The 23606-nt window shown below is 70.4% G+C and carries 21 protein-coding genes and 2 tRNA genes; 17 read left to right on the forward strand and 6 right to left on the reverse strand.

Features of this window, described 5'->3' with window-relative positions; all coding sequences use genetic code 11:
- Positions 1 to 85: 85 nt before the first annotated feature.
- The 5 genes from ABZ953_RS14150 to ABZ953_RS14170 all read left to right on the forward strand — a co-directional run bounded on the left by ABZ953_RS14150 (position 86) and on the right by ABZ953_RS14170 (position 4013).
- The gene (locus ABZ953_RS14150) at positions 86 to 2347 is read left to right on the forward strand and encodes an ATP-dependent DNA helicase UvrD2 (RefSeq protein WP_361722738.1); all 2262 of its coding nucleotides are present in this window, start codon (positions 86 to 88) and stop codon (positions 2345 to 2347) included.
- 163 nt (positions 2348 to 2510) lie between these two features.
- On the forward strand, positions 2511 to 2852 hold the full coding sequence (locus ABZ953_RS14155) for a hypothetical protein (RefSeq protein ID WP_361722037.1): 342 nt from the start codon (positions 2511 to 2513) through the stop codon (positions 2850 to 2852).
- 170 nt (positions 2853 to 3022) lie between these two features.
- Positions 3023 to 3391 carry a WhiB family transcriptional regulator gene (locus ABZ953_RS14160; RefSeq protein WP_361722040.1) on the forward strand — a complete coding sequence of 123 codons (369 nt, stop codon included), beginning with the start codon at positions 3023 to 3025 and terminating at the stop codon, positions 3389 to 3391.
- Positions 3388 to 3711, forward strand: coding sequence for a hypothetical protein (locus ABZ953_RS14165; RefSeq protein WP_361722044.1), 324 nt, complete (start codon positions 3388 to 3390; stop codon positions 3709 to 3711). Before ABZ953_RS14160 ends, ABZ953_RS14165 begins: the two co-directional genes overlap by 4 nt.
- A 110-nt stretch (positions 3712 to 3821) precedes the next feature.
- Positions 3822 to 4013 carry a hypothetical protein gene (locus tag ABZ953_RS14170; protein ID WP_361722047.1) on the forward strand — a complete coding sequence of 64 codons (192 nt, stop codon included), beginning with the start codon at positions 3822 to 3824 and terminating at the stop codon, positions 4011 to 4013.
- A gap of 25 nt (positions 4014 to 4038) precedes the next feature.
- Here ABZ953_RS14170 and ABZ953_RS14175 read toward each other — a convergent pair whose 3' ends face one another.
- On the reverse strand, positions 4039 to 5400 hold the full coding sequence (locus ABZ953_RS14175; protein ID WP_361722050.1) for an AarF/UbiB family protein: 1362 nt from the start codon (positions 5398 to 5400) through the stop codon (positions 4039 to 4041).
- Between the two features lie 41 nt (positions 5401 to 5441).
- A complete protein-coding gene (locus ABZ953_RS14180) occupies positions 5442 to 6575 on the reverse strand; it encodes a ThiF family adenylyltransferase (protein ID WP_361722053.1) in 1134 nt (377 codons plus the stop codon).
- 211 nt (positions 6576 to 6786) lie between these two features.
- Here ABZ953_RS14180 and ABZ953_RS14185 point away from each other — a divergent pair, with 211 nt between their 5' ends.
- The 4 genes from ABZ953_RS14185 (at position 6787) to ABZ953_RS14200 (ending at position 10667) form a co-directional block, all read left to right on the forward strand.
- Positions 6787 to 7410 carry a M48 family metallopeptidase gene (locus tag ABZ953_RS14185; protein WP_361722056.1) on the forward strand — a complete coding sequence of 208 codons (624 nt, stop codon included), beginning with the start codon at positions 6787 to 6789 and terminating at the stop codon, positions 7408 to 7410.
- Between the two features lie 140 nt (positions 7411 to 7550).
- The gene (locus ABZ953_RS14190) at positions 7551 to 9203 is read left to right on the forward strand and encodes a TerD family protein (RefSeq protein WP_361722059.1); all 1653 of its coding nucleotides are present in this window, start codon (positions 7551 to 7553) and stop codon (positions 9201 to 9203) included.
- A gap of 11 nt (positions 9204 to 9214) precedes the next feature.
- On the forward strand, positions 9215 to 9895 hold the full coding sequence (locus tag ABZ953_RS14195; protein ID WP_361722062.1) for an AIM24 family protein: 681 nt from the start codon (positions 9215 to 9217) through the stop codon (positions 9893 to 9895).
- A 16-nt stretch (positions 9896 to 9911) separates the two neighbouring features.
- The gene (locus ABZ953_RS14200) at positions 9912 to 10667 is read left to right on the forward strand and encodes an AIM24 family protein (RefSeq protein ID WP_361722065.1); all 756 of its coding nucleotides are present in this window, start codon (positions 9912 to 9914) and stop codon (positions 10665 to 10667) included.
- Between the two features lie 131 nt (positions 10668 to 10798).
- On the opposite strand, the gene ABZ953_RS14205 is transcribed toward ABZ953_RS14200, so the two are convergent.
- Together ABZ953_RS14205 and ABZ953_RS14210 are read right to left on the reverse strand one after the other, a co-directional pair.
- The gene (locus ABZ953_RS14205) at positions 10799 to 11323 is read right to left on the reverse strand and encodes an NUDIX hydrolase (protein ID WP_361722068.1); all 525 of its coding nucleotides are present in this window, start codon (positions 11321 to 11323) and stop codon (positions 10799 to 10801) included.
- A complete protein-coding gene (locus tag ABZ953_RS14210) occupies positions 11320 to 12771 on the reverse strand; it encodes a zinc-dependent metalloprotease (protein ID WP_361722071.1) in 1452 nt (483 codons plus the stop codon). The genes ABZ953_RS14205 and ABZ953_RS14210 overlap by 4 nt, the downstream gene beginning before the upstream one ends.
- A 191-nt stretch (positions 12772 to 12962) precedes the next feature.
- On the opposite strand from ABZ953_RS14210, the gene ABZ953_RS14215 reads away from it, so the two are divergent.
- The 4 genes from ABZ953_RS14215 (at position 12963) to ABZ953_RS14230 (ending at position 16270) form a co-directional block, all read left to right on the forward strand.
- The gene (locus ABZ953_RS14215; RefSeq protein WP_361722074.1) at positions 12963 to 14075 is read left to right on the forward strand and encodes an SDR family oxidoreductase; all 1113 of its coding nucleotides are present in this window, start codon (positions 12963 to 12965) and stop codon (positions 14073 to 14075) included.
- A gap of 117 nt (positions 14076 to 14192) precedes the next feature.
- Positions 14193 to 14657: a molybdenum cofactor biosynthesis protein MoaE gene (locus ABZ953_RS14220; protein ID WP_361722077.1), complete on the forward strand. Its 465-nt coding sequence runs from the start codon at positions 14193 to 14195 to the stop codon at positions 14655 to 14657.
- A gap of 165 nt (positions 14658 to 14822) precedes the next feature.
- Positions 14823 to 15113, forward strand: coding sequence for a hypothetical protein (locus ABZ953_RS14225; protein ID WP_361722080.1), 291 nt, complete (start codon positions 14823 to 14825; stop codon positions 15111 to 15113).
- A gap of 65 nt (positions 15114 to 15178) precedes the next feature.
- Positions 15179 to 16270 carry a PDZ domain-containing protein gene (locus ABZ953_RS14230; protein WP_361722083.1) on the forward strand — a complete coding sequence of 364 codons (1092 nt, stop codon included), beginning with the start codon at positions 15179 to 15181 and terminating at the stop codon, positions 16268 to 16270.
- A 114-nt stretch (positions 16271 to 16384) separates the two neighbouring features.
- Here the strand turns inward: ABZ953_RS14230 and ABZ953_RS14235 are convergent, their stop codons facing one another.
- Positions 16385 to 16924, reverse strand: coding sequence for a PPA1309 family protein (locus ABZ953_RS14235; protein WP_361722086.1), 540 nt, complete (start codon positions 16922 to 16924; stop codon positions 16385 to 16387).
- Between the two features lie 148 nt (positions 16925 to 17072).
- Here ABZ953_RS14235 and ABZ953_RS14240 point away from each other — a divergent pair, with 148 nt between their 5' ends.
- The 4 genes from ABZ953_RS14240 to ABZ953_RS14255 all read left to right on the forward strand — a co-directional run bounded on the left by ABZ953_RS14240 (position 17073) and on the right by ABZ953_RS14255 (position 22389).
- Complete coding sequence (locus ABZ953_RS14240; RefSeq protein ID WP_361722741.1) at positions 17073 to 20045, forward strand: UPF0182 family protein; 2973 nt, start codon at positions 17073 to 17075, stop codon at positions 20043 to 20045.
- Between the two features lie 50 nt (positions 20046 to 20095).
- A tRNA-Met gene (locus tag ABZ953_RS14245) sits at positions 20096 to 20169 on the forward strand.
- A gap of 244 nt (positions 20170 to 20413) precedes the next feature.
- The gene (locus tag ABZ953_RS14250) at positions 20414 to 22234 is read left to right on the forward strand and encodes a sel1 repeat family protein (RefSeq protein WP_361722089.1); all 1821 of its coding nucleotides are present in this window, start codon (positions 20414 to 20416) and stop codon (positions 22232 to 22234) included.
- An 81-nt stretch (positions 22235 to 22315) separates the two neighbouring features.
- Positions 22316 to 22389, forward strand: a tRNA-Met gene (locus ABZ953_RS14255).
- A gap of 44 nt (positions 22390 to 22433) precedes the next feature.
- On the opposite strand, the gene ABZ953_RS14260 is transcribed toward ABZ953_RS14255, so the two are convergent.
- A complete protein-coding gene (locus tag ABZ953_RS14260; RefSeq protein WP_361722744.1) occupies positions 22434 to 23597 on the reverse strand; it encodes an ABC transporter substrate-binding protein in 1164 nt (387 codons plus the stop codon).
- Positions 23598 to 23606 lie beyond the last annotated feature (9 nt).

Genomic DNA, 23606 nt, shown 5'->3' on the forward strand with positions numbered 1-23606 from the left:
TCCTTCATCGCTCGGGGTGCGTGTTCGCAATGGATCGAACGTACGCGACCCGGCCACCATTCCCGCATTAGTACGACCGCAGGTGCTGCCCTGTGGACAACCGGCTCAGCCGCCTCCTGCGACCTGGCAGCATGGCAGGGTGACAGCAGCAACGCACTCCTCCCTCTTCCCGCAGGTCCCGGACTCTGCCGACGCGGTGCTCGACGGCCTCGACCCGGAGCAGCGCGAGGTGGCCACCGCCCTGCACGGGCCGGTGTGTGTCCTGGCGGGCGCCGGTACCGGCAAGACACGGGCGATCACCCACCGGATCGCCTATGGGGTGCGGGCCGGGATGCTCCAGCCCGCCAGCGTGCTGGCCGTCACGTTCACCAACCGCGCCGCGGGCGAGATGCGCGGCCGCCTCCGCCAGCTCGGCGCCTCCGGAGTCCAGGCCCGCACCTTCCACTCCGCCGCCCTGCGCCAGCTCCAGTTCTTCTGGCCGAAGGCGGTCGGCGGGCCCCTGCCCCGCATCGTCGACCGCAAGATCAAGCTCGTCGCGGACGCGGCCGCCGCCTGCCGCATCCGCCTCGACCGCAATGAGCTGCGCGACCTCACCAGCGAGATCGAGTGGTCCAAGGTCACCCAGACCGTCCCCGCGGACTATGCGGCCGCCGCCGCCAAGGCGGGCCGGGACGTCCCGCGCGACCCCGCCGAGATCGCCCAGCTCTATGCCGCGTACGAGGACCTCAAGCGCGACCGCACCGTCATCGACTTCGAGGACGTGCTGCTGCTCGCCGTCGGCATCCTCCAGGACCGGCACGACATCGCCGAACAGATCCGCGCCCAGTACCAGCACTTCGTGGTCGACGAATATCAGGACGTGAGCCCGCTCCAGCAGCGGCTCCTGGATCTGTGGCTCGGCGAGCGGGACAGCCTCTGCGTCGTCGGCGACGCCAGCCAGACGATCTACTCCTTCACCGGCGCGACCCCCGACCACTTGCTGAACTTCCGCACCCGCCACCCCGGGGCCACGGTCGTCAAGCTGGTCCGTGACTATCGCTCCACCCCGCAGGTCGTCCGCCTCGCCAACGGCCTGCTCTCCCAGGCCCGCGGCCGCGCCGCCGACCACCGCCTGGAACTGATCTCCCAGCGCGAGCCCGGCACGGAACCGGTCTATACGGAGTATGTGGACGAGCCGGCCGAGGCCGAAGGCGCCGCCCGCCGCATCCGTGCCCTCATGGCCGACGGCGTCCCCGCCAGCGAGATCGCGGTCCTCTTCCGCACGAACTCCCAGTCGGAGATCTACGAACAGGCGCTCGCCGACGCGGGCGTGCCCTACCAGCTGCGCGGTGCCGAGCGGTTCTTCGAGCGCACCGAGGTGCGCGAGGCGGGCGCGGCCCTGCGCGGCGCGGCCCGCTTCGGGGGGAACGACGCGCTCCTCGACGACGTCGTCGACCTGCCCTCCCAGGTGCGCGCCGTACTCTCCACGAAGGGCTGGACGACCGAGCCGCCCGCGGGCTCCGGGGCGGTCCGTGAACGCTGGGAGTCGCTGGCCGCGCTGGTGCGGCTCGCCGAGGACTTCGCGCGGGCCAGGCCGGAGGCGACCCTCGCCGACCTGGTGGCCGAGCTCGACGAGCGGGCGAACGCCCAGCACGCGCCCACCGTCGAGGGCGTCACGCTCGCCTCGCTGCACGCGGCGAAGGGCCTGGAGTGGGACGCCGTGTTCGTCGTGGGCCTCGCCGAAGGCATGATGCCGATCACGTATGCCAAGACGGACGAGCAGATCGAGGAGGAGCGTCGCCTCCTCTATGTGGGTGTGACCCGCGCCCGCGTCCACCTCTCGCTCTCCTGGGCCCTCTCCCGCTCGCCGGGCGGGCGCCCGAGCCGCCGTCCGAGCCGCTTCCTCGACGGACTGCGTCCTGGATCCGGGGCGGGCTCGGCGGCCCGTGCCGCGGGCGGTGGCCCCGGCGGTGTCGAGCGCGGCAGCGGCGGCGGCCCCGCGGCCGTGGCGGGCCGCCGTCAGCGGAAGACCCGTGCGCCGGCCCGCTGCCGGGTCTGCGGCCGGACCCTGACCGAGGCGGGTGAGATGAAGCTCATGCGCTGCGAGGACTGCCCGTCCGACATGGACGAAGGGCTGTACGAACGGTTGCGGGAGTGGCGCTCCGGCCAGGCGAGCAAGCTGGGACAGCCCGCGTACTGCGTCTTCACGGACAAAACCCTGGTCGCCATCGCGGAGGCCGTGCCGGAGGATGAGGGCGAGCTGGCCCGGATCCCTGGGGTCGGCGTCCGCAAGTTTCACCGGTTCGGCGCCGACGTGCTTGCCATTTGTGCAGGTCAAGACTGTGTAAGGGGCGCCGAGGACGAATGATTCAAACTCGTCGAAAAAATAGTTTGCGCAGGCGCAAGGAAGACCCATAGGTTCTTAACACGGAAACGGCGGGCTTCTCCGAAGCCCCGGTTCCGTGCTGTACTTGTCAGTCCGCAGGTTCGGTCCCGACCGAACCCCTAGACGCCGAGAGGAGGCGATTCCAGTGATCAGCATCAACGAGAGCTTCATCAGCACCGCGAAAATGACCGATCGCTCGGTCGTCGCTTCCTGCCTGCTCGGCTTCTCGAACCAGGGCACCGGTCTGTCCGGCGGCATTCCCGCCACCCGTCCGATGTCCGCCTCCCTGCCTCTCACGGGTCTGCCCGTCCGCGAGGTCAATGAGGGCAATGAGCGACCGACCAAGGCACCGGAAGCAGCAGTAGCGGAGGCGCAGGCCCAGGCCTATGCCTTTGCGGCAGCCGGTGCCGGATTCCGGAAGCAGACGACGCAGCACCACACGATGTGGGCCTTCCGTGGGCTCGAACCCTGGAGTGATCCAGTCTGATCCTCGATCAGACAGGCGCCTTCAGGGCCGCGGAACCCCACCCGGGATCCGCGGCCCTTTTGTTTTCCCCAGAACAGGGAGAACAGAGCGAAGGGGCCGACAGCAAGACCCGGTACCAGCCGCCAACCGGCCGACCCAGGCCGGCACGACCAGACGAGGAAAACACCATCGTGCAACTCGAAGCGCACGCCCCGTCCGTACCGCCTTCACAGACGCTCCCTCAGCCCGCACCCACGGAGGACCCGACCTTGACCCCCCTGACTGCGCTCACCGCGCTCGACGACGCCATCGAGAACCTCGGCGTACCCGTTCCCTGCCGTGCCTACGACCCGGAGGTCTTCTTCGCGGAGTCCCCGGCCGACGTCGAGTACGCCAAGTCCCTCTGCCGGACCTGCCCGCTGATGGAAGCCTGCCTCGCCGGCGCCAAGGAGCGGCGTGAGCCGTGGGGCGTCTGGGGCGGCGAGCTGTTCGTCCAGGGTGTCGTCGTTGCCCGCAAGCGGCCCCGTGGCCGCCCGCGCAAGAACCCGGTCGCCGCATGAGCACCGCCGGCACCATCGACCGCCCCCTGACGCACGACCCCAAGAAGCAGGCCCCGATGAAGGCAGCCACGCGTGAGCCCGCCGGCTCCGCCACCCCAGACTTCACCACCACCGGCGCGCACGTCGCGCGCCAGAACAGGACCCGTGAGATGCAACTCATCCCAGAAGCCATGGCTCGTGCGCATATGCACGAACGACTGCGCGAGGCCGAGGCGCAACGCCCGGTCGAGCGCCTGCTGGCGGCCCGCCGCATGCAGCGTCGCGCGGAGCGCGCCTCGCTGCGTGCCCGGCGCGCGCTCGCCATCGCGGTCATGCAGTAAGAGCCAGACGTCACCATGTGACAGACCCCCACGGGGGGCGGTCCGAACGGACCGCCCCCCGTGGTGCGTTGTGCTCACCGATCGTCCCGGTACGGCGATATGGTCGCAGGGTGGACCAGCAGAATCCCCAGCCCCAGGAGACCGGGAATCAAGTGTGCTGCCGCTGCAGCGCGGTTGCCGAGGGCACGCCACCGACCTGGACCTGCTCCGTGGAGAACGGCGTCCGCCGCTACTTCTGCGAGGCCTGCGCACGGGAGAACATCAGAGCCATCGAAGGGCGCCTCGACTCGGCCTGGTGGTGAGCCCCGCCTCTCAGGCATCCGCGCCTCAGGCCTCCGCCGCCGCGCCGCCCTCGACTTCCTCGGTCTCCTCCACGAAACCGGGCAGCCACTCCTCCAGCTCGTCCCGCATCCGCACCGTCGCACCCAGCTGACACAGCACCCCGATCGTGCTCACCGTCACGCGGTGGATCAGCAGATACGCCGGGGGCAGGTTCAGATACCGGCCCAACTGGTAGGCGGGGGAGCGGACATCGGCCAGCCGGGCCGCGTGCTTGCGCATCCAGGCACGGGTGAACGTGTACTCGTCGACGGCCAGGGGTTCGATGATGGGCAGCAGGTAGTCGAGCACCGCCTGCGGCTCCAGATCGACGGACTCCTTGACGAAGCCGTCCTCGCACAACATGTCGTAGACGGCGTCGGCCTCACCGGCCAGCGTCATCCGCAGGGACGTGCCGATGGTCGGGGGCAGCCCGTCGGGCAGCCGGTCCACCGTGCCGAAGTCGAGGACCCCGAGGCGATAGCCGTTCTTCTCGTCGGGCAGCAGGCGGAAGTTGCCCGGGTGCGGGTCGGCGTGCAGCAGCCCGGTGCGCGCCGGTCCCGAGAAGAGGAAGTGGGCAAGGAGCTGCCCCGCCCGGTCACGCTGTTCTTGCGTGCCGTCCGAGATCACCTTCGACAGGGGTGTCCCGTCCATCCACTCGGTGACCAGGACCTGGTCGCTCTGGTGCACCACCTGGGGGACCACCACGTGGGGGTCGTCCGCGAACTCCTCGGCGTGCGCCTGCTGGGCCGCGGCCTCCAGGCCGTAGTCCAGCTCCTCCGAGACCCGGTCCCGCAGCTCCGAGATGAGGGGCTTGATGTCCATCCCGGGGATCAGCGGCCCCAGCAGCCGGGCGAACCGTCCGAGCTGGTTGAGGTCGGACAGCAGCGCCTCACCCGCCCCCGGGTACTGCACCTTGACCGCGACCTCACGGCCGTCCGCCCAGACCGCCCGGTGCACCTGACCGATGGACGCGGCAGCCGCGGGCTTGTCGTCGAACTCCAGGAAATACTCGCGCCAGTCCGCGCCGAGACGCTCGGCGAGAACCGAGTGCACGGTGCTGGTCGGCATCGGCGGCGCCGCTTCCTGCAGCTTCGTGAGCGCCGCGCGGTACGGCCCCGCGATCTCCTCGGGCAGCGCGGACTCGAAGACGGACAGCGCCTGCCCGAACTTCATGGCGCCGCCCTTCAGCTCGCCGAGGACCTTGAAGAGCTGCTCGGCCGTGCGCTGCTGCAGCTCACGCGCGACGATCTCCGCGGACTTGCCCCCGATCCGCTTGCCGAGCCCCCAGGTCGCGCGCCCCGCGAAGCCGAGCGGTAGCGCGGCCAGTTTGGCGGTACGGGTGACCGCCTTCCGGGGAAGATCAGACATGCGCCCCTCCAAGTCCCAGACAGCCGCGCCTTCTCAGGCGGTTACCCGGCCATTGTTGCGTGCGGCTCCGAACCAGCGGTGGGCCGATCCCCCCTAACGGTCACCCCCGCCCCACAAGAGCATGATGGATGGGCCCAAATCGGGCTCGAGTGCCACTCGAATCCAGGCACGGCGGCCTTCCAGCGCGCGCCCGCGCAGGCCGACGGCTCCCCGTCGAGAAACGCGAGCGCGTGTCCCGCCGCGAGCCCGGCGACCGACGTCGACAGGGCCAGATCGCATGCGGGCACCTGCCGAGCGTGCCCCGAGCGCCACTGGGCCAGCATCCGGGGCCAGGTGGGGTCCTGGTCCGCGCGCTGCCGGAAGAGGCATTCGGCGCACGCGGTCGTGCCCGGCAGGACCAGCGGGCCCACCACGCCCGTCCCCTCGATCACCCCGGCATACAGATGGGGCGTGCCCGAGGCGATGAGCTCCTCGGCCGCGGCAGGCGCGGGAGCGTACGCATCCAGACCGTCCCGCGGGGTGATGAGCACGAGAGACAGGCCCGCCGCCCCCTCCGGCCCGGTCGGCTGCCGGACCGGCCGGCCGGGCGCCGACTTCCGCACCACCCGGCGCGCCGTCGTGTCCCTGCGCTCCCCGACGGACTCCGCGGGCAGACCGCCCGGTGCGATGTCCCACGGCCGCACATGTCCGCCGTCCAGCACATCGACCCGGCCGACTCCGGCGGCCGCGAGCACCGAGGCCACGACGGCGCCCACCCGCCCGGCGCCCTGGACCCGCACCCGCATGGCCCGACGCGCCGCCATCTTCGCGATCGCACCGCCCGGCTCGGGCGACAGGAGCGACAGCGACGCGAGGTCGGCCCGCAGCCGGTCAAGGACTCCGTCCCGCTCGCGCAGGGAGTCGGCCGCCGGGCCGCCGCCCGTCGAGTCGTCGATGAGCCCGGCGCGCGAGAGCTCTCCAAGGAGTCTGTCCACGTGCCCGTCGGGCAGTCCCATCCGCCGGGCCTCCTCGCGCAGCAGCGGCAGCCCGCGCGTGCCGTCCAGAAGGGTCAGGAAGCTGCTCGTCGCCGTGTCCATCGGGCCGAGCACCAGGGCGTGCGCGGGAGCCACCCCGAACTGCACGGTGCTCAGGTCCCGCCAGCCACGCCGAAGCGCCGGCTTCACGATCGGATGCATCAGTGGCATGGTCGTCCCCCGTCGGCCGGTCGGCGCGGTCCCGTCCGCCGCGTCGATCGAAGGCCAGAATGCCCGCCTCGTCGGACGCTTGCGTCGCGTTGTCCACAGGCGGGGGGTGTTCGTCGTACTAATCAAACGCACGGGGTGCGGAACAGCGCCGAACCGCCCCGGAGGCGGGACTTCCCCTATGCCCAGCGGGTAACGTCGGGGCGTGCCCGCCGACCCGTCCTCTCGCGTCGCTGGGGAGACCTCAGCGCGTCGCGCCGGAACTCCACAGCGCAGCACGACCAGCCCGGCGCCGTCCGGCGCGACGGCCAGCGCGGTCGAGGTCAGACGGAGCGCGCGCCGTCGCAGAACGGTCTCCGCGTACCGGGAGGGCGACCGCACGGTCGTCCTCATCCCCGCCCGGATGTCCGAGGCGGAGGAGCAGCGCTGGGTCAATGTCATGCTCGACAAGCTCGCGGCCCAGGAGAGCAAGCGGCTCCTCGGCGACGCGGAGCTCGCCGAGCGTGCCGGACAGCTGTCGGAGCAGTACTTCGAAGGCCTCCCCAGGCCCGCCTCGGTGCGCTGGGTCACGAACCAGAACACCCGGTGGGGCTCCTGTACGCCGGCTGAGGGCAGCATCCGCCTTTCGCACCGGCTGCAGGGCATGCCCGAGTACGTCGTGGACTACGTACTCGTCCACGAGCTCGCCCACCTTCTCGTCCCCGGCCACGGCCCCCGCTTCTGGCGTCTTCTGGAGGCCTACCCCCGTACCGAGCGGGCCAGGGGGTACCTCGAAGGGGTGGTCGCGGCGAGCAGGCTGCCGCACCTTCCCGCCGCCCGCGAGGAGTGAACGCCCGCGCCCGCGTGCGGTGAACGTTCGCGGATCCCGAGGGTTGTGTAGCGGGTCTGTACCGGCTTCGCTCGCTGTCAGACTTTGCGGTTAGCCTGACGCGACGTATTCACATTCGGGATGGGGGACGGTCGTTACGTATGGCCAGGGAATTCCAACGCGGCCACAAGGCCAAGATCAGTGATCTCACTCCGGGCACGGACCTGTACGTCGGCGTACAGCTCTCTGCCCCCGGGCTGACCTTCGACATCAGCTGCTTCGGCCTGGACGCGAGCGAACGGCTCTCGGACGACCGTTACTTCATCTTCTTCAACCAGCCGAAGTCGCCCGAGGAGTCGATCCAGCTCCTCGGTGCGCAGGCGGGGGACAGCGAGTCCTTCCGCGTCACGCTCGACCGCATCCCGCAGCAGATACAGCGGCTGTCGTTCACGGCGACGATCGACGGCGCCGGGCAGATGTCGCAGGTCGCCTCCGGGTACATCCGCATCGTCGCGGGCGGCGAGGAAGTCGCGCGCTACGCCTTCAACGGCGCGGAGTTCTCCACGGAGCGCGCCGTCATGCTGGGCGACTTCTACCTGAAGGACGTCTGGCGGTTCGCCGCGATCGGCCAGGGCTTCGACGGCGGACTCGACGCGCTCCTGAAGAACTTCGGCGGCGAGGTCGCCGAGGAGGAGCCCGCCGCCCCGCAGCAGCCGCAGGGCGCCGCTCCCTCCTTCGCGCCGCCCACGCAGGCCACGGCTCCGCCCGCGTTCGGCGCCCCGGCGGCCCCCGCGCCGCCCCAGGCCCCCGCACCGGTGCCCGCCCCCGCGCAGAACTTCGCGCCGCCCCAGGGCACCACTCCGCCCCCGCCGCCCGCTCCCGCGGACCCGTCGGTGCACGCCGCGCAGACCGTCATCGCCCCGCTGCACCAGCCGCCGGGCGCCCCCGTGCCGCCGCCCCCGCCGCCCCCCTCACCGTACGGCCAGCCGGGCCAGCAGCCCCCGCAGCAGCCACAGTTCGGTCAGGTCCCCGGCCAGCAGGCTCCCGGCCAGACCGCGCCCCTGCCTCCGGGCTACGGCCAGCAGCCGCAGGCCCCGATGCCCTCCGGGTACGGGCAGCAGCCCGCCGCCCCGCAGGGCGCGGCTCCGCAGGGCGCCGGTGTGGCCGCCGCCCTCCAGAAGTACCGCGAGGCCCCCACCGGCCAGCGCTGGACGCAGCAGAACGAGAAGCTGGTCCGCGTCGACCTGGGCGTCGCCGACCAGCCGATCCTGGCCCGCCAGGGCAGCATGGTGCTCTACCAGGGCAAGGTCGAGTTCAGCTACAAGGGCGCGGGCTTCGCCGGGCGCATCGTCGGCAATTCCACCGGCCAGGAGATGCAGCTGATGCGCTGCTCCGGCCGTGGCCAGGTCTTCCTCGCCGAAGAGGGCACCCACCTGCACCCCATCGAACTCCAGGGTGACGCGATCTGTGTCTCCGCGGAGAACGTCCTCGCCTTCGACGAGAGCCTGCAGCACGAGGTGCGCAGGATCGAGGGTCACGGGATCCCCGGCGGCGCCCTGTTCGTCATGCAGTTCCAGGGCACCGGCACGGTCATCGTGAAGACCCACGGCGTGCCCGTCGTGCTGCCCGTCACGCCGACGACGTTCGCCGACTGCCACGCCGTCGTCGCCTGGTCGGCCGCCGCGCAGGCGATCGTCTCCAGCCAGGTACGGCTGCGCAGCAACGCCTACGCGGGCTCCACGGGGGAGAGCGTGAATCTCCAGTTCCGTGGCGCACCGGGCAATTTCATCGTCGTCCAGCCGTACGAGGTCTGAGGGAGCCCGTCATGAATCAGCAACTCGCGGGCTTCGCTCCCGCACCCGTCGCCACCCGCATGGAGAACCACGGCCACCACATGGTCAAGGTGGCCATGCAGACCGGCAACGACCTCTTCGCGCGCGTGGGCTCGATGGTCGCCTACGAAGGCTTCGTGCAGTACGAGCCGAATCCGCCCGCCGTCCGTCAGGTCGCGCGCGAGTGGATGACCGGCGAGGGCGCGCCCCTGATGAAGTGCTCCGGAGACGGCCTCCTCTACCTGGCGGACTACGGGGCGGATGTCGTCGTCATCAACCTGGCGGGCGACTCCCTCTCGGTGAATGGCACCAACCTGCTGGCCTTCGACGCGTCTCTCCAGTGGGGCGTCGAGCGGGTCAAGGGCATGGCCAAGTTCGCGGGACAGGGGCTGTGGAACATCAAGATCTCCGGCCAGGGCTGGGTCGCGCTGACCTCCCGCGGCACCCCGATCGTGGTCGACTGCGGCCGCGGCGAGGACGAGACGTACGTCGACCCGGACGCCCTGATCGCCTGGTCCCCGAACCTGAAGGTGAAGGGCAAGCGCAGCTTCAAGGCCGGCTCCCTCATCGGGCGCGGCAGCGGCGAGGCCTACCAGATGGGCTTCTCCGGAGAGGGCATCGTCGTCGTACAGCCCAGTGAGGACAGCACCGACCGTCTCCGAGCTCGGGGCTGAGGGGAAGCAACACACCATGCAGAGTTCACTTTTCGCGCATGCCGAACAGCAGACGCAGGAGCGCTACTCCGTCCAGAACCCGCAGATGCTGCGGGTCGCCCTGGAGGGTCACGACGACGTCCTGGCCCGCAAGGGGGCCATGGTCGCCTATCAGGGGCTGATGGAGTTCGACGCCGAGTACCAGAGCCGGGGCAACCAGCGCGCCCGTGCGCACACCGGTGAGGGCCTGGACCTGATGCGCTGCCATGGCCAGGGGACGGTCTACCTCGCCAACCTCGCCCAGTACATCCACGTAGTGGATGTAGAGCAGGACGGCCTGACCGTGGACAGCAGCTACGTCCTCGCGATGGACTCGTCGCTGACCCACCAGGTCATCGCCGTGGACAGCCAGTACGGGATCTCTGGCTCGGGCAAGTACCAGCTCAACATCACTGGACGCGGCAAGGTCGCCCTGATGACGTCGGGCCAGCCGCTGATGCTGCAGGTCACGCCGGACCGGTACGTCAACGCCGACGCCGACGCGATCGTCGCCTGGTCCAACGGCCTGCGCGTCCAGATGCAGGCCCAGACCCATTCCTCGGGCGTCTGGCGGCGCCGCGGCAACACCGGCGAGGGCTGGGAGCTCAGCTTCATGGGCCAGGGCTACGCCCTCGTCCAGCCCAGTGAGCTACTGCCGCCCCAGAACGCGAACATCGGGCGGGGCGCCCAAGCGCAGTTCGGAATGGGCCAGCAGGGGGCCCGGGGGCAGAACCAGGGCAACGCCTGGAGCTAAGGCCTGCCCGGGCAGGAGTGACCGAGGGGCGCGGGGATCCACTGCGGGCCGTATGCGGCCGGTCGCGCAGTTCCCCGCGCCCCTTCGAGAGCCCCTTCGAGAGCCCCTTCGAGGGCGCCTCGAAGCGGCTCTTACAGGCGTGCCCTCGTCGCCTCGACAAGGCGTACCACCGACTCGTCGGCGACGTCCGCCACTTCGTCGTACGCGAACCAGCGCAGGTCCAGCGACTCGTCGCTGATCGCCTCCACGGCGTCGGCCGGGGCGAGCGCGGCGTACTGGACGTCCAGGTGCTGTGTGCACGGGCCCGGGATCGGGTGGCGGTCCAGGCGGACGGGGCCGCCCGCCAGCAGGGTCAGGCCCGGCACGCCGGACTCCTCCGTCGCCTCACGCAGCGCCGCCGCGGCGAGCGTCGCGTCGCCCGGCTCGCAGTGGCCGCCCATCTGCAGCCACATCCGCAGCTTCCTGTGCAGGGTGAGAAGCACCCGCCCGCGCGAAGGGTCGACGACCAGGGCGCTCGCCGTCACATGGCCCGCCGTGCAGGCCTTCCACATGCCGTCATCGCCGTGCGCGGACAGGTGGTCCAGATAGGCCTGGCGCAGCTCGGCCTGGTCTTCGTACCCCTTCAGTACGAGAACGGCGTCATCGTGCAGGCTCACTTACCGCCGTCCTCGGTGCCCTTGTCGTCCTCGGCGCCCTTTTCTCCCTTTTCGTCGCCCTTGGCCGCCTCACCGAGCATCTTGTCGAGCTCGGAGAAGTCCAGCTGCTCGCGGTGGACGAAACCGTCCGGGTCGTCCAGGTCGGAGGCCGTCGGCAGCATGTCCGGGTGCTCCCAGAGACCGTCGCGGCCGTCGACGCCGCGTGCGTCCGTGAGGGAGGCCCACAAGCGCGAGGCATCCCGCAGCCGGCGCGGGCGCAGCTCCAGGCCGATCAGGGTCGCGAACGTCTGCTCGGCGGGCCCGCCCGTGGCGCGGCGGCGGCGCAGCGTCTCCCGGAGGGCGTCAGCGGACGACAGGCGCGGCTTGGCGGCGGCGTGGACCACCGCGTCCACCCAGCCCTCGACGAGCGCGAGAGCGGTCTCCAGGCGTGCCAGAGCGGCCTTCTGGGCCGGGGTGTCCTCCGGCTGGAACATGCCCTGCTGGAGTGCTTCCTGCAGCTGCTCGGGGTTCTGCGGGTCGAGCTGGCCGACCACGTCCTCCAGCTTGGCCGTGTCGACCTTGATCCCGCGCGCGTACCCCTCGACGGCCCCGAACAGGTGCGAGCGCAGCCACGGGACGTGGGAGAAGAGGCGCTGGTGGGCGGCCTCTCGCAGCGCCAGATAGAGCCGCACCTCGTTCTTGTCGACGCCCAGGTCCTTGCCGAAGGCCTCGATGTTCACCGGGAGCAGCGCGGCCTTGCCGGACGGGCCGAGCGGCAGGCCGATGTCGGTGGAGCCGACGACCTCGCCCGCGAGCACGCCCACGGCCTGGCCGATCTGCTGGCCGAACATGGCGCCGCCCATCGACCGCATCATGCCGATCAGCGGGCCCGCCATGGCCTGCATCTCCTCGGGCAGCACATCGCCCATGGCAAGACCGACGCGCTCGGCGACGGGGTCGACGAGCTCCTTCCAGACCGGCAGGGTCGCCTCGACCCACTCGGCGCGGCTCCACGCCACCGCCGTGCCGGACCCGGACGGCAACGACGTCGCGTCGTCCAGCCACAGGTCGGCCAGGCGCACGGCCTCCTCGACGGCGGAGCGCTCGGCGGGGCCGACGCTGGCGTCCTTCGTGCCGTCCGCCGTGCCCTGGGACACGGTCTGGCGGGCGATGTCCTTGGCCATGTCCCAGTTCACCGGGCCGCCCTCGTACGAGAGCATCTGGCCCAGCTGCTGGAACGCGGCCCCCAGGTCGTTCGGGTTCATCGAACCGAACATCGCGGCGAACGGATTGTCACCGCCGCCGGGACCGCCCGCGCCCGGGAGCCCTCCGAAACCGAACGGGTTCGCGGGGCCACCTGCGCCTTGTCCCCCGCTCTGGCCCTCTCCAGGGGATTCCTTCTTCTTGCCCTCGTCGCCGTCTTCCGGCTCCTCCGGCGGAAGGCCGAATCCGAATGGGGTGTCACTCACGGGATTCCTCGGCTCGTCAGGCCGCCGGTAATGTGCCGGCGGCGGCTGCCCTACAACACCACCCAGCGTAGACACCGTGACGGGATCGGGCCTCGGTGCTTCGCCGACTCATGGCCTGCGGCAGGATGGATGCCACCTGGTACGTACGCGTCATTCGCGTACGTACTGAAGACAACCGCTGGAGACGCCCGGTGAGTTCCCCAGATCCACAGGTTCGCGCAGCGCGAAACCCGTCAACCCCGGCGCCCGTCCGAGGGCCCGTCGTCGCCGTGACCGGCGCGGCCTCCGGGGTGGGTGCGCTGCTGACCGAGCGCCTCGCGGCCTCGGAAGAGATCAAGCAGGTCATCGCCATCGACGAGCGCCGCGGCGACTGCTCGCAGGCGCAGTGGCACATCCTGGACGTGCGCGATCCGGCCATCGCCGAAAAGCTGCGCGGCGCAGACGTCGTGGTGCACCTGGCGCTCGACCTCGACCTGGAGACGGACGGAGCGGCCCGCACCGCCTACAACGTGCGAGGCACCCAGACCGTCCTGACCGCTGCCGCCGCCGCGGGCGTGCACCGCGTCGTCCTGTGCACCTCGGCGATGGTCTACGGAGCGCTGTCCGACAACGAACTGCCCCTCTCCGAAGACGCCGAATTGCGCGCCACGGCCGAGGCGACCGGCGTCGGCGACCTCCTGGAGGTCGAGCGCCTCGCCCGCCGGGCGCCCCGCGCGCACCCCGGCCTCAACGTCACCGTCGTACGTCCCGCGACCCTAGTCGGCGGCACGGACACGGCCCTCACCCGCTACTTCGAGTCGCCCCGGCTCCTGGTCGTGGCGGGCTCACGGCCCGCCTGGCAGTTCTGCCACGTCGAAGACCTGTGCAGCGCTCTGGAGTACGCGGTCCTCGAGAAGGTCGACGGTGAGCTTGCCGTCGGCTGCGACGGCTGGCTGGAGCAGGAGGAGGTCGAGGAGCTCAGCGGGATCCGGCGCATGGAGCTGCCCTCGACGGTCGCCCTCGGCGCCGCCGCCCGGCTGCACCGGATCGGCCTCACGCCGTCCCCGGCCGGCGATCTCGCGTACACGATGTACCCCTGGGTGGTCAGCGTCAGCAGGCTGCACGACGCCGGGTGGCGGCCGCAGTGGACCAACGAGGAGGTCCTCTCGGAGCTGCTCGACGAGGTCTCCGGACGGCGCACCGTGGCCGGCCGGCGCCTCGGCCGCAAGGACGCCACGGCCGCGGGTGCGGCGGGCGCGACGGTCGCGCTCCTTGGCGCCGCCGCGGTGGTGCGCAGGGCGCGGAAGGCGCGGCGGAGGATCTGAGGCGGACGAGCCCGGCCCTCGCGGGCGGCGCCCTGTAGGGAGCTCCAAGGCGACACGCGCGCGTGCCGGGCGAAAGGTCTATTCCGTGTGACCCGTGCCGTGCGGCACCATGGCCGCATGGCACGCACCACGATGGACCACCCCGGCGAGCAGGCCGCCCAGGACCCGATCCGCCTCCTCGCGATCCGTGACACCCCGCTCTCCCTGGACGAGGTCTTCCGGGCCGTCGGCGACGACGCGGCGGGTGGCACGGCACTGTTCGTGGGGACCGTGCGCAACCACGACGGCGGCGCGGACGTCGACGAGCTCGGGTACTCGACCCATCCCACCGCGGAGGCGGAGATGCGCCGGGTGGCCGAGAAGGTCGTCGCCGAGTACCCGGTGCGCGCCCTGGCCGCCGTGCACCGCGTCGGAGACCTCGCCGTCGGTGATCTCGCGGTGGTCGTGGCCGTTTCCTGCCCGCACCGCGCGGAAGCCTTCGACGCCTGCCGCAAGCTGATCGACGACCTCAAGCACGAGGTGCCGATCTGGAAGCACCAGCGCTTCTCCGACGGCAAGGAAGAGTGGGTCGGCGCCTGTTGAGACGGGGGAAGCAGACGGGGCAAGCAGACGGGGAAGTCTTCTGAGGTGAGGTTGGCCCGTGTGGCTCCGGTTGCGTAACCCGACCCCTGCCGTGAGCGTTGACCATGCAGATGGTTAATCTGCTGATCAGTCACTTGCGGTGAATCATGGGGTCGGGAGGTCGACATGGCATCACTTGCCTGGTTGCTGATTCCGCTCCTGGCTGCCGTCGGTGCGGGTCTGTGGGGCAGCTGGGCCGCCCGCAACCGCAAGTCCGGTCGGACGGGTGACGCCACCGAGCTCAACGGCTACGCCGCGTTCCGCGAGGCGATGGAGAAGTCCCGCGGGGCGACGGAACGGCCCCGCGAGAGCGTGCGGCCCGATGAGAGCGCCGAGCTCCACGAGAGTGGGCTCCACGAGATCGACGAGATCCAGAAGCGGCACGTGGTCATGGAGGAGTCCTCCACCGGGACGTAGTCCTGAGGCCCCGTACGGACCGGCCCCAGGGGTGCTCCCACAGGCAGGTCCCGTACTGTCGTTCCATGCCACGCCGCACCGCGACGATGCTCGCCTCCACCCTCATGCTGATCGCGCTGCTCTGCGCCGGAGTGCTCATCAAAGTGCCGTACTCGGAGATGTCCCCCGGCCCCACGGTGAACACCCTCGGGGACCACGACGGCGAGCCGGTGCTGCAGATCTCCGGGCGGAAGACCTACCCCACGACCGGCAACCTCAACATGACGACGGTCCGGGTCACGAGCGCCGACTACAACATGAACATCGCGGAGGCCGTCTACGGCTGGCTGGCGCACGACAACATCGTGGTGCCGCACGACACGCTCTACCCGGACGGCAAGACCGAACAGCAGTCCTCCCAGGAGAACGCCGAGGAATTCAGCCTCTCCCAGGAGAGCGCCAAGGTCGCGGCGCTGCGGCAGCTGCACATCCCGGTGAAGTCCCAGGTCATCGTCTCCACCGTCTTCAAGGGCGACCCGGCCGAGGGCAAGCTGCACGCGGGCGACGTCATCAGGAAGGTCGACGGCAAGCCCGTCCGGGAGATGACGGACGTCGCGAAGCTCGTCACCAAGCACAAGCCCGGCGAGCCCGTGACGTTCTCGATCGTCCCGGTCAAGGAGGCGGCCGCCGCCGAGAAGGCGGGCAAGGAAGCGACCGGTACGGAAGACATCAAGATCACGACGGAACCGGCCGAAGGCGACGCCGACCGCGCGGTCGTCGGCATCCAGGCGGGCACCGACCACACGTTCCCGTTCACGATCGACATCAAGCTGGCCGACGTGGGCGGGCCCAGCGCCGGGCTGATGTTCGCCCTCGGCATCGTCGACAAGCTGACCCCGGACGACCTCACCGGCGGCAAGTTCGTGGCGGGCACCGGCACCATCGAGGACAACGGCAAGGTCGGCCCGATCGGCGGCATCGAGATGAAGACCGTCGGCGCGCGCGACAAGGGCGCCGAGTACTTCCTCACCCCGAAGGCCAACTGCTCGGCCGCCGCGAAGGACGTTCCCGACGGGCTCAAGCTCGTGAAGGTGAACACCATCGAAGACGCGGTGAAGTCCTTGAAGAAGATCCGCAAGGGCGACACCGCCCACCTGCCGCAGTGCGCGGCGAGCTAGGACGCTTCTGACGCCCTGGCCCCGGGCGGAAAACAGCTGTACGCGGGTGGAGAGTCGCCACCCGCGTACAGAACGACAGACCTGAGCTTTACGGGAAAGCCTTACGCGGAAGCCCTACGCGAACGTCGCCGCGAGCGCCTCCGCAAGGCCCGGCACCAGGGCCGAGCCCGTGAGGACCTCCGTCGCCGAGTCCTTCTCGCGCAGCCGCAGCGCGGACTCGCGCGCACCGTCACGGAGCACCGCCACGGTCATGCGGACCTCCTGGCGGTCCGGGTGCTCGGCCACCCACTTCGCGAGCTGTGCCTCGCTGAGGCCCTCGGGGACGGATGTCTCGGCGGACGGCGGCAGCATCAGGCGCTCCACCGTGAGGGCGCAGCCCGTCACCGCGTCGGGCCAGGCGATGGTGCCGAGGAACTCGTCCAGCGGCTTGTCGGCGGGAATCTCCTCCTGCTCGATGGGGGTGTAACCGGCGTGTTCCACGCCGTCGTCGAGGCCGAGCTGAGAGGCGAGGCCGGGTTCTTGGGTACGCAGTCGCGCCGTGTCGACCAGCGCGAAGAGGCGGGCGGGCCGGTCCCAGCCGAGGCCGGATACGTACTCGTCGATCTCGAGTACTGCCCGAGTGAGGGGGCTCGCTGCCATGGGAGTGTTGGACATAGTCACAATCCTGCCTCGTTAGTCCCCGGAAACGGGAACCGAGTAAAGCGTGAGTAAGTTGCATAGGTGTGGGTCCGCGATCTCGGGGGCCTGACGGACCAACAGCTCTTCAACAGCGAACTTCGAGGTGCGCACCTTGGCTTTCCAGATGCCGGACCGCGGCGGAGGCCCGACGGGGCCACGGATCAGAGTGGGCCGACCGTCCCGGCGTGTCCGCACCCTGCTCATGACACTGGGGGTCCTTGCCGTTCTGGCCATGGCCTTCGTCATGTTCGCGGGGTTCTGGACGGACTGGCTCTGGTACCGCTCGGTCCACTATTCGTCGGTCTTCACGACGACCCTGTGGACCAAGATCGGCTTGTTCTTCGTCTTCGGCCTCCTGATGGCGGCCGCAGTCGGCGTGAACATCTGGCTGGCGCACCGGCTGCGCCCGCCGCTGAGCGCCATGTCGATGGAGCAGCAGAGCCTCGACCGGTACCGCATGGGTATCGCCCCCTACAAGAAGTGGCTCCTCATTGGAGTCACCGCCCTGGTGGGGCTGATCGCGGGCGCGTCCGCCGCGGGACAGTGGCGCACCTGGCTGCTCTATGTCAACGGCGTGCCCTTCGGCCAGAAGGACCCGCAGTTCCACATGGACGTGGCGTTCTTCGCGTTCGACCTGCCCTGGTACCGCTTCCTGCTCGGCTTCGGCTTCGCGGCGACGGTGCTCTCCCTGGTCGCCGCCGCCCTGACGCACTACCTGTACGGCGGGCTGCGGGTCACCAGCCCCGGCGCGCGCGCAACCGCGGCGGCCACCGGTCACCTCTCGGTGCTGCTCGGCGTCTTCGTGTCGCTCAAGGCCATCGCGTACTGGCTCGACCGGTACGGCCTCGCGGTGAAGTCCAGTGACTTCAAGGCGACGGGCAACTGGACGGGCCTCAGGTACGTCGACGCGAACGCGTATCTGCCGGCGAAGACCATCCTGTTCTGCATCGCCGTCATCTGCGCCATCCTCTTCTTCGCGACGCTCTGGCGGCGCACCTGGCAGCTGCCCGTCATCGGCTTCGGCCTGATGGTGCTCTCGGCGATCCTCATCGGCGGGCTCTACCCCGCGATCGTCCAGAAGTTCCAGGTCCAGCCGAACGAGCAGGCCAAGGAAGCCCCGTACATCGAGAAGAACATCGAGGCCACGCGTAACGCGTACGGCATCAACGGTGTGAAGCCGCAGGAGTACAAGGGCGGGGGCAGGGTCGACGAGGAATCGAAGAAGAAGCGCGAGAACGCGGACACGGCGGCCAACTACCGGCTGAACGACCCGAACATCGTCTCGCCGACCTTCCAGCAGCTGGAGCAGGAGCGCAGCTACTACCAGTTCCCGAAGACGCTGGACGTGGACCGCTACAACGGCCAGGACACCATCGTCGGCCTGCGCGAGCTGAACGTGAACAAGCTCGACAAGCGGAACTGGATCAACGACCACTTCGCCTACACCCACGGCTACGGCATGGTCGCCGCCAAGGGCACGGAGACCAAGAAGGGCTCCAAGGGCGCCCCGGCGTTCACCGAGTCCGGTCTGCCCACCAACGGTGACCTCGGTGAGTACGAGCAGCGGATCTACTACGGCGAGAAGACCAGCCAGTACTCGATCGTGGGCGGGCCCCAAAAGGAGCTCGACTACGAAGAGAACGGCGGCGGTCAGAAGACGTACAGCTACAAGGGCGACAGCGGCGTCAATCTCTCCAACCCGATCAACCGCGCGGCGTACGCGGTGTCGTTCGGAGAGCCGCAGATCCTCTACTCCGGAGCCATCGGCGACGGTTCGCGGATCCTCTACAACCGCACGCCCAAGGAGCGCGTCGAGGCGGTGGCCCCCTGGCTGACCATCGACGGCGACGTCTACCCGACGGTGGTCGACGGCCGCATCCAGTGGATCGTCGACGCGTACACGACCAGCAACGGCTATCCGTACGCCTCGCGGACGACGCTCGGCGACACCACAGCCGACTCCCTGTCGCAGGCCGACAGCCAGCGGACCGTGATCGCCCAGCAGAACCAGGTCAACTACATCCGGAACTCGGTGAAGGCGACCGTCGACGCGTACACCGGTGACGTCAAGCTCTACACCTGGGACGACAAGGACCCGGTCCTGAAGACCTGGAAGAAGGCGTTCCCGGGCACCGTCAAGGACAAGAGCGAGATCCCGCCGAAGCTGATGGACCACCTGCGCTATCCGCAGGACATGTTCAAGGTGCAGCGCGAACTGCTGACGAAGTACCACGTCACGGACCCCGGCCAGTTCTACAACGCGAGTGACGCCTGGCAGGTGCCGAACGACCCGACGAAGAAGGACGACAGTGCGGTCCCGCCGTACTACCTGTCTCTGAAGTCGCCGGGCCAGACACAGCAGCAGTTCTCCCTGACGACGACGTTCACACCGAGCGAGCGGCCGAACCTACGGGCGTTCATGACGGTCGACGCCGATGCCAGAAGCAAGAACTACGGCAAGATGCAGCTGCTCAGAGTGCAGGGCGACGTCGACGGGCCGGAACAGGTCCAGAACAAGCTGAACTCCATGACGCAAGTCGGCAACTTCGTCCGAGATATGAAGGGCGCCGACTCCGACGTCCTCTACGGAAATCTGCTGACCGTGCCACTGGACGACGGCTTCCTGTACGTCGAACCCGTCTACGTACAGGGACGCAAGTCGGCCTACCCCCTCCTGAAGAAGGTCGCTGTGTCGTACGGCACGGAGACCGCCTTCGCGGACACGCTCAGCGAGGGGCTCAACGAGGTCTTCAGCGCCGAGGGCACCACCAAGCCACCGGGTGAGGGCCAGGACGAGCCGACCAAGCCGCCCAAGACGAGCGACCCGACGGTCCAGGCCGCGCTCGACGACGCCCAGCAGGCGTTCGAGGACGGCGAGGCGGCCATGAAGAAGGGCGACTGGAAGGCGTACGGCGAGGCCCAGGACCAGCTTCAGGAGGCTCTGGGTCGCGCCGAGGAGGCGTCGGCGAAGGTCAAGGACAAGAGCGCCGACAGCGGCGACAAGAGCGGCGACAAGAGCGGCGACAAGAACGCCGACAAGAGCAGTGACAAGAGCGGGGACAAGAAGGACGACTCCGGGGCCGACCAGACCGGCTAGTGGCTGGTCAAGCTGCCCCCTCGCGCCGTGGTACGGTTTGAACACAACGGCGCGGGGTGGAGCAGCTCGGTAGCTCGCTGGGCTCATAACCCAGAGGTCGCAGGTTCAAATCCTGTCCCCGCTACTGCAAGGTGAAGGCCCGGATCCTTACGGATCCGGGCCTTCGTCGTGTGTGCCGGGGCAGGTGCGGCGGCCGGTGGCGGTCGTGTGCGGGTGTCCTATGCCAAGACATGCGAACGGTGCGAGGTCGGGGGAGAGTTGGGGGATCTGTGTTTGACTTATCTCTCTGTGGGCATGTCGACAAAACGCTGAAGTGACCTCACTGGCTGCGGTATATCAGGTATACCCAGGTTGCAGGTGGTGCGACGATGGACGTTATGGGGGACAAGGCAACTCTGTTGGAGACAGGGCGGTTTGTGCAGCCGGCCGACCGGGAGGATCCCGGGGCGGCCGCCGAGGAGATGCGCCATCGGCTGGCGGCCGAGGCCGGCGACGTGGACGCGATGAGCGTGCTCGGAAGCCTTCTGCTGCGCCGCGGTGATCTCGACGGGGCCGAATCCCTGCTGCGCGCCGCGACCGCCGAGGGCGACCGCGCCGCGGCCAACAACTTGGGCGTCCTCCTCCACCAGCGCGGATACGCCGACGAGGCGGCCGGCTGGTGGCGGGTCGCCGCCGTCGCCGGTTCCGCGGCGGCCGCGCACGCGCTCGGGCGCCACCACCGCGAGCGCGGCGACGAGCCCGCCGCCGAGTACTGGCTGCGCCAGTCCGCCGAGGACGGCCACACCCTCGGGGCGTACGCGCTCGCCGACCTCCTGGAGCACCGCGGTGACGTCGGCGCCGAGCGCTGGCTGCGCGTCGCCGCCGAGCGCGGCCACCGCGAGGCCGCGTACCGTCTGGCCCGCGCGCTCGACCGGCGGGCCACCACGGAGCGCGGCGAGCGCCCCTCGCGCGCGGAGCACGCCGACGACAACACGAAGACACCCGCCGACGAGGCCGAGCAGTGGTACCGCCAGGCGGCCGCCCGCGGGCACCGCAGGGCCGCGCTGCACCTCGGCGCGATCCTGGAGCGGCGCGGCGAGCTGAAGGAGGCAGGCCGCTGGTACCTCAACTCCGCCAAGGACGGGGAGTCCAGGGCGGCCTGCGCCCTCGGGTTCCTGCTGCGGGACGCGGGCGACGAGGAGAGCGCCGCCGTGTGGTGGCTCAAGGCCGCCCAGGACGGCGACGGCAACGCCGCGAACGCGCTGGGCGCGCTGCACGCGGAGCGGGGCGAGACGCAGACCGCCGAGCGCTGGTACCGCGCCGCCATGGACGCGGGCGACGTGAACGGCGCGTACAACCTCGGGCTGCTCTGCGCCGAGCAGGACCGCACCGCGCAGGCCGACCAGTGGTACCGCCGCGCCGCGTACGCCGGGCACCGCGAGGCGGCCAACTCGCTCGCCGTGCTGCTGCTCCAGGGCGGCGACGCCGCCGGAGCCGAGCCCTGGTTCTCCAAGGCCGCGGAGGCCGGCAGCGTCGACGCCGCGTTCAACCTCGGCATCCTGTACGCGAGCCGGGACGACGAGTCGGGCGCTCTGCGCTGGTACGAGCGCGCGGCCGCGGCCGGGCACACCGACGCGGCCCTCCAGGTCGGCACCGCGCGGCTGCGCGCGGGCGACGACCGGGAGGCCGAGCGGTATCTCCGGTGCGCGGCGGGGGGCGGCAGCGCCGAGGCGGCCTACCGACTGGGGACGGTGCTCGACGCGCGGCGCCCGGCGGCGGCCCCGCCCGCGCTCGGCGAGCCCGCGGCGGAGAAGAGCGAGTGCGAGGAGTGGTACGAGCGGGCCGCCGAGCAGGGGCACCGGCGGGCCCAGGTCCGGGTCGGCATGCTGGCCTCCGGCCGGGGCGACGTCGTCGAGGCCGCGCGGTGGTACCGCAAGGCCGCGGAGGCGGGCAGCCGGAACGGCGCGTTCAACCTCGGGCTGCTCCTCGCCCGCGAGGGCAGCGAGCCGGAGGCCGCGCTGTGGTGGACACGGGCCGCCGACGCGGGGCACGGCCGCGCGGCGCTGCGGCTCGCCCTGCTCTACGCCCGGCGCGGGCAGCTGGCGCAGGGGCAGCGGTGGGCCTCGCGGGCGGTCGATCTCGGGCCCGCGGAGGTCTCGGAGCGTGCCGGGCGGCTGCGCGAGGCCCTGCGGCAGGAGCTCACCGCGTAAGGCCGTGGGCAAGGGCCCCGGAGCCCCGCGGAACAGATTTGCGCTGGTCGAAGCCCTGACGTAGAGTTGTACTCACAACGGCGCGGGGTGGAGCAGCTCGGTAGCTCGCTGGGCTCATAACCCAGAGGTCGCAGGTTCAAATCCTGTCCCCGCTACTGACGGTCGAGGGCCGGAAGCCAATGGGCTTCCGGCCCTCGATTCATTTGTGCCGTGGCGGTTTGTGCCCCGACGGTTTGTGCCCCACCGCCTCCTCGTAGAGCGAGCGGTCCACGGCCTTCTTCTCCGGGACCTCGGCGCCCTCCGTGACCCCCGCCGCGCGGTACGCGTCCTGCAGACGGCCTGTCGTGCCCGCGCGGATCTCCCAGTCCATGCGCAGCGACGGGGTGGAGAGCAGCACCTCCTCGTCCGTCTTGAGCAATGTGGCGAGCTCCTTCGCGAAGGACTTGTCGGCCTTGTAGTCGCCGGCGAAGTACGTGTTCACCGTCCGGATGTAGGCGCGCAGCAGTGCGACGCCGGCGTCGGGGTCCTTCTTGAGCAGGTTCGGACCGAAGAGCAGGCCGCCCAGGGGTTCGGCCGGGGGCTGGCCGCCGAGGAACGCGTACTTCTTGTCGCCGTCGACCTTGCGCCAGACCGGGTCGAGCAGCCAGGCCGAGTCGGTGCCGCCGTTCTGTAGCGCGGTGAGGACGTCCGCCGAGCCCAGCTGCTGGAATTGGATCTTGTCGAGGCCGCCGCCGTGCTTCTTCAGGGCCTGGTTCATGGGATACGCGATGACGGACCCCTTGCCGATCATCGTGCCGAGCTTGCGGCCCGCCATGGGGACGTGGGCCGCGCTCTCGTTCTTCTTAAGCCGCACCCACAGGCCGCTCTTGGACCGGGGATCGGGGGAGAAGTTGCCCGCCGTCCACTTGATGTCGAAGCCGCTGGTGATGCCGTTCATCACGGCGGCCTCGGGGGCCGCCCACTGGGCGTCGATGTCGCCCTTGGCGAGGAGGGGGAGGGCGTCGGGGGTGGGCAGCACCTTCAGGTCGACGTTCAGGTTCTCCTTCTTGAACTCGCCTTTTTCCAGAGCCATTTGGAGCGGTGCGACGTACTCGGCGCTCAGGGTGCCGGTCGCAATCGTCAGGCTGCGCTCCTTGGGGAGCGGTTCGGGGGCGGGGGTGCGTGGGGCGCAGCGGGCCGGTGCGCGGTCGGGTGCCAGGTCGGCGGGGTCGGTCCAACTGCCCTTGGCGCAGCCGGGGACGGCGGTGACGGTACGGGGCTTCGCGGGGGCGGGCGGGTCTTCGTCGTCCTCCTTCGCGCAGCCCGCGGCGGCGAGCAGTGAGCCCGCGAGGAGCAGGGCGAGTGCGGTGGAGCGGGTGCGCATGGCGCCTCC

It is taken from the genome of Streptomyces sp. NPDC046465 (assembly GCF_040646035.1).
Lineage (GTDB): Bacteria > Actinomycetota > Actinomycetes > Streptomycetales > Streptomycetaceae > Streptomyces.

Excerpts from the sequence above, each read along its gene's own strand:
- ABZ953_RS14165 (WP_361722044.1), top strand. The coding sequence starts at position 3,388 with ATGAGCACCGCCGGCACCATCGACCGCCCCCTGACGCACGACCCCAAG.
- ABZ953_RS14260 (WP_361722744.1), bottom strand. The coding sequence starts at position 23,597 with ATGCGCACCCGCTCCACCGCACTCGCCCTGCTCCTCGCGGGCTCACTG.
- ABZ953_RS14225 (WP_361722080.1), top strand. The coding sequence starts at position 14,823 with ATGGCATCACTTGCCTGGTTGCTGATTCCGCTCCTGGCTGCCGTCGGT.
- ABZ953_RS14180 (WP_361722053.1), bottom strand. The coding sequence starts at position 6,575 with ATGCATCCGATCGTGAAGCCGGCGCTTCGGCGTGGCTGGCGGGACCTG.
- ABZ953_RS14195 (WP_361722062.1), top strand. The coding sequence starts at position 9,215 with ATGAATCAGCAACTCGCGGGCTTCGCTCCCGCACCCGTCGCCACCCGC.
- ABZ953_RS14250 (WP_361722089.1), top strand. The coding sequence starts at position 20,414 with ATGGACGTTATGGGGGACAAGGCAACTCTGTTGGAGACAGGGCGGTTT.
- ABZ953_RS14235 (WP_361722086.1), bottom strand. The coding sequence starts at position 16,924 with ATGTCCAACACTCCCATGGCAGCGAGCCCCCTCACTCGGGCAGTACTC.
- ABZ953_RS14230 (WP_361722083.1), top strand. The coding sequence starts at position 15,179 with ATGCCACGCCGCACCGCGACGATGCTCGCCTCCACCCTCATGCTGATC.
- ABZ953_RS14200 (WP_361722065.1), top strand. The coding sequence starts at position 9,912 with ATGCAGAGTTCACTTTTCGCGCATGCCGAACAGCAGACGCAGGAGCGC.
- ABZ953_RS14220 (WP_361722077.1), top strand. The coding sequence starts at position 14,193 with ATGGCACGCACCACGATGGACCACCCCGGCGAGCAGGCCGCCCAGGAC.
- ABZ953_RS14190 (WP_361722059.1), top strand. The coding sequence starts at position 7,551 with ATGGCCAGGGAATTCCAACGCGGCCACAAGGCCAAGATCAGTGATCTC.
- ABZ953_RS14240 (WP_361722741.1), top strand. The coding sequence starts at position 17,073 with ATGCCGGACCGCGGCGGAGGCCCGACGGGGCCACGGATCAGAGTGGGC.
- ABZ953_RS14175 (WP_361722050.1), bottom strand. The coding sequence starts at position 5,400 with ATGTCTGATCTTCCCCGGAAGGCGGTCACCCGTACCGCCAAACTGGCC.